The 4,697-nt window shown below is 33.5% G+C and carries 3 protein-coding genes and 1 pseudogene; all 4 read right to left on the bottom strand.

Annotated features, from left to right (window positions below; translation table 11 throughout):
- Nucleotides 1–822, bottom strand: an 822-nt coding sequence (locus RMN92_RS09685; protein WP_309609254.1) for a hypothetical protein, incomplete at its 3' end; no start/stop codon positions are given.
- 6 nt (nt 823–828) lie between these two features.
- Entirely contained in the window at nt 829–1,224 is a 396-nt protein-coding gene (locus RMN92_RS09680; RefSeq protein ID WP_309609255.1) for a PAAR-like protein, read from the bottom strand.
- A gap of 230 nt (nt 1,225–1,454) precedes the next feature.
- A complete protein-coding gene (locus RMN92_RS09675) occupies nt 1,455–2,375 on the bottom strand; it encodes a hypothetical protein (protein WP_309609253.1) in 921 nt (306 codons plus the stop codon).
- Nucleotides 2,375–4,697, bottom strand: a pseudogene (locus RMN92_RS09670) (hypothetical protein); the annotation flags it as partial. The gene RMN92_RS09675 and the pseudogene RMN92_RS09670, both read right to left, overlap by 1 nt.

The raw sequence follows: 4,697 nt of genomic DNA, 5'->3' as shown, positions 1-4,697 counted from the left end.
CGTAGCTTTAGGTTCCGATGTTTTTGGAGTTTCTTTCTTCGGCGGAGCGAGAGGTTGCCTTTTTACAGGTTTTATTGGCTCCACTTTCGGGTGTTTTCCCGCTATTTCATCCTGAGCTTCCTTATCCTTTTTTTCTTTATACTCTGCTGTATATACATTTACATTTCCACTTGCATTCGATACCTCTCCTGCATAAACCGTAAAATAATACTCGTGTGTATTGCCTTCTTGTTTATTGTGGGCTTCAGCTATTTTGGCAAAATTGGGTTTTATCGTAAACTGTTTTTCAGCCACGCCTTTTGCGCCAACTTTCGCCATTTTAGAATCGACTTTATTGTATTTGTTTTCTTCGCTGTGTCCTGCGCCTTTGGCATCGTCTTCCCACATATCAATATTTAAAGTTTCGCCAACCATGCCTGTGGTGCGCGTCTTTACATTGACTACTTTGCCATAATTTAAAGGTCCAGAAATAGGTTTATCATTAATATCGGTCATATCAATTCCCAATATTTCTCGTTTCTCGCCAGATACTATTTTTACTTTTATCGCACTATTATTGTTCAATTCTGGTTCGTGAGAATAGCCTACAATCAAAAATTCTTGTCCTACGCCACTTTCCAAAAACCGAAAGTTTCCTTGTTCCTTTTGCAGTATCATATCATACCCATCTTCCCCCAAATGATAGGCTTCCCATTTTACAGCGGCTTCATTTCGCTCTTCTTCGGGTGTTTCTGGATACCATTCCACCACACTATAATTTTCCCAAACGCCTGCTTGTACTTCACCTTTGCCTGCTATAACTTTTACTCCTGTTTTTCCCATGGTGCGTTATTGTATATAGTTTTTTTCGTTTTGTGTTTCACTGTCATTAAAATCCTTAAATACAGGATTGGCTTGGTTTTGGGCAGCATTATCGCCTTTTTTGGCTTGTTGCTTAGTGCCTTCGCCTTGCTGACCGTGGTTGGTTATCGAAATACAATCAGGACCACCAATTGGGCAGGTGCCTTTGCTATCTTCGAGTAGCGGGTTGCCTTTGTTTTCTTCCAAAGTTATTTTCTCATAAAAGCCTGTCCATTGCGTTATAACAGCCTGACAAGGCAAGTTGCCCGAACTAGTAGGCTGTAGTTTGCATTTTCCAAACGTATTTTTCTCAAGGGTTTGCCCAATATCTTTGTTGGTAGCTAGCAGTTTTTTGCTACTGGTAGCAGTTTTTTTTGTGCCTATTCCAACTTTTCGCTATAGCCCTCGTCTCAAAAGCTTTTTTTCTATTCTCGCAACAGGAGCTTCCTTTGGTCGCTCTGTTGCTCGTAGAAAAAATAGCTTTTAATTCCTCGGGCTGCCGCTACAATTTGGGGCAGTAGCCGTAATAATTTTACATTTAATATATTTCAAAGAACAAAACGGCTGGTGAGCCGTTTTTTAAATTTATTCAGTTTATGTTTTGATTTTAACCATTATTTTGTCACACATACAGCTTTTTTTTCTGCATCAATCAATTTGCTAAAAATTTCATCTGTAGATTTTTGAAGATTAATTTGAGTTTGAAACTCGCAAATTTTTACTTTGCTATTATCTTCTGACGAATCAATTTGATGCGTAACACTGTTTACAATGAAATTATTATTACTATAATTGATAAAGTAAGTGTATTTATCTGTTCCTTGTGGAAATTCTGTTACTATAGAAAATCCGTTCTCTTTTTTCTTAATTTCGGATATTTGATTTCCACCATCTTGAGAAAAATTGGTTGTTTTCAATTTTAATATGTAGCCATTATTTTCATAAAAATAGACAACTAAACTGTCGCCCGTATTTGGTTTACTACTGAAAATTTTATCATCCTTTCCATCACCATTTATATCAAATGAAAAATTTAGAAAATCTTCATTATTCAAAAAGGAGTCTAAATCACTTGTATTTGCTGTATTGGATGAATTTTGTTCGCTTAATTTAAGATAAAAATCTACTAATGAATATATTTGTGGTTTGCTACCTACTTTATAATCTAAAATTAACCAATTATTTTTATTGCTTTTTTTATTGAATAAATAATTCTCATTTTTAAAATTGATTTTGTCAAATTTTACCGGAATTATTTTTGTATTAGGCTGAGAATAAATTTTAGAAGTATAAAAATTACTATCATCAGCTACTGTATAAAAATTATCATCGCCCATTGTTTTTTTGAGTGAATCGATTTCATTTTCATTAGGCGATAATAGATAAATACCTGTACTAACAATTATTGTATCATTAATAATTTGAGCTTTCTCAGTTGACTTACTAATCTGTAAGGTTTGTTCATTTTTTTTGCAAGATGTAATTAAAATAGAAATTAGAAATACTCCTAAAATTGTGTGATTTAGTTTTTTCATTATTGGTTTATTTCAATATGATAACAAGCATTTTCATCCAATAGTTGATGAAGTTCTGCTCTAGCTTTCATAGTAGTTTTAAAATCATTAGGGTTTGTTAATCTGCTTATCGAAACATCAAATGTATTCATTACTGCAGGATTTGCCAAATGTTTTGATACACTTGATGGTCCTATTTCATTAATTTTATTTTCCATATCCTGAATGATATCAGTTTGAGATTTTCCAGCATTTGAACCAGCAGTGTAAACATCAATAACTTGATCACCAGCATTTGCATATATTACTTTTTGCGCTGCAGCTCCAGTTCTTGCTATATTGTCATACATAATCCTTGCCTGATCTGCTGGAGTCCTTGCAGTACTTGTGATGTAAATATCATAGTTTTTTGATGCTTCACCAACTTCTTCTAGTATTGTTCTTGTTCTTTGGGATATTCCACTAGCTAATGCAGTTTCACCATCAAAGTGAATTGTTACTTTTGAATTTGATTTCGAATTGGCATTAGCACAATCTGCGGGATATTTAAAAATTTTCTTTATTTCCTTTAAATATTCTCTTCTTTCTGTTCTACCATTTCCTCCTCCATTTACAAGCCAACTTATAGTATCTATATAATCTGCGTCTGCTAAAAGATTAATATCAACCGTTCCATATTTTTTCGATACACCATCAACCTCATAAGTATACTCTTTTTTAGGATATTGTTTACCCGTAGATTTATCATATTCACTAAATGAAGTTGCTGGAACTGACCACGTCGAGCCAGGACTTAGCTCTTTACCTTGTTTCCAAAACCATCCGGCCGTATCAACAGTAAGTTCTAATTCTTCAGCTACTTTTTCATAATCTGTTAACACATCTGTTCCAGAATATGCTTTATATCTGGCATAGCCATCTTTCCAGGTCAATTGCATTAAGCCTCTACCTATATATGGCTTATATCTTCCAGTTTCACTATACTCTTTTGTGGTTTGAAATCTATCAGTTTCATGATATACTTGTGATAAAAAATGTATTTTTCTTATACATGTATTAATTTCATATTTTTTGAAAGTATCGTTTAATTTTTTTATGAAACTTACATTCGTTTTATCATCAAGTTTACAATTATTTGCGTAAAATAAAGACGAAGTATTTGCCATTGACTCATTTTCTCTCAGTTTCTTAAGAATGTTTTCAAACTCTGTAATTGAAATATCTCTATTACAAAAACAGCGGCTCCCAATCACAAAATACTCCCCATCCTTTTTCAAATAATCTCCTTCATATTTTTTAGTACCTTGGCATTCGGCTTTTAACCAAAGGTTTTCTATGACCGTTTTATAAACATCGAAAGTTATTTCCTCATTTTTATTGTAAACTTCATTTGTTAAAGCTTTTTCAATCGCATCAACCTTTGCGAATTTTTTCGATTCTGCAAGTGTAGCTTTAATTTTACCAGCAATAATTCCAGCAATTTTTTTCTTTTGTTCAGCAGTTTTGGTATTGTTACCATCACTTCCAAATTTGTAGGTATGTGTCCCGTCTTTTATACCTGTTAGTTTATCCTTCCAAGTAGCTAAATCTGCATCGGCTTTTGGGCGTAGCTTTATTTTTACTTTGGCAATACCTTTTTCTACTACTGCTTTTAATGTAGTTATTTCAGTTACATTTTCTTTGGCTTCTAGAACATTTAAATCTCCATCGGCACCAACCAAGACGGCATCTTTTTCTCTTATTTTAATGGTTACTTCCTTTCCATCTAGCAAAAATGTTTTTGCCACAACATAGACTTCTTCTTCAAGTGGAGCACTGTTTATTTTTATAAAATTCGCTCCAAGTTTGTATAATTTAAAGGAAATTGTAGCACCTTTTTTATAGGAAGTTTCAGAAAGCGCCGTTTTAATGTCATCAAGTTTTGCATATTTTTTATCTGCCTTTAATTGAGCATCGACTTTTTTCTTAATGATCCCAGCAATTTTATCCTTATCGATATTATTATTATCATTGGCAAAAGTGTACTTGTGTTCGCCAGCAGCTTCGTCAGTTTCTTTTGTAAATTCTTCCTTTGCGAAATAAGCCGTAAGTATTCCTTCAATTTTTGGCAATTCTTCTGGCATATCTACCACCGCATTCGTAATTCCTGATACCGTTATCTTATCCCAACCAACAGCATTTTTAATCTTCACTATAGCCTGATCAATAAGCGAAGTTTCCTTTTCAGGAACAGGGTCTTTTTTGGCAATTTTATGGTCGCCTTTGCTCAATATTATCTCTGTACTTACGGGTTGAGTTTTTGAAATTGTGTACTTTTTATCTGCTTCAACAAGCAAATAATAT

Source organism: Flavobacterium sp. (genome assembly GCF_031363805.1).
In the GTDB taxonomy this organism is placed as follows: Bacteria; Bacteroidota; Bacteroidia; order Flavobacteriales; family Flavobacteriaceae; genus Flavobacterium.
This window is presented reverse-complemented; position numbering and strand designations above follow the sequence as displayed.

Coding starts and splice junctions, on each gene's coding strand:
- RMN92_RS09675 (WP_309609253.1), bottom strand. CDS start 2,375: ATGAAAAAACTAAATCACACAATTTTAGGAGTATTTCTAATTTCTATT.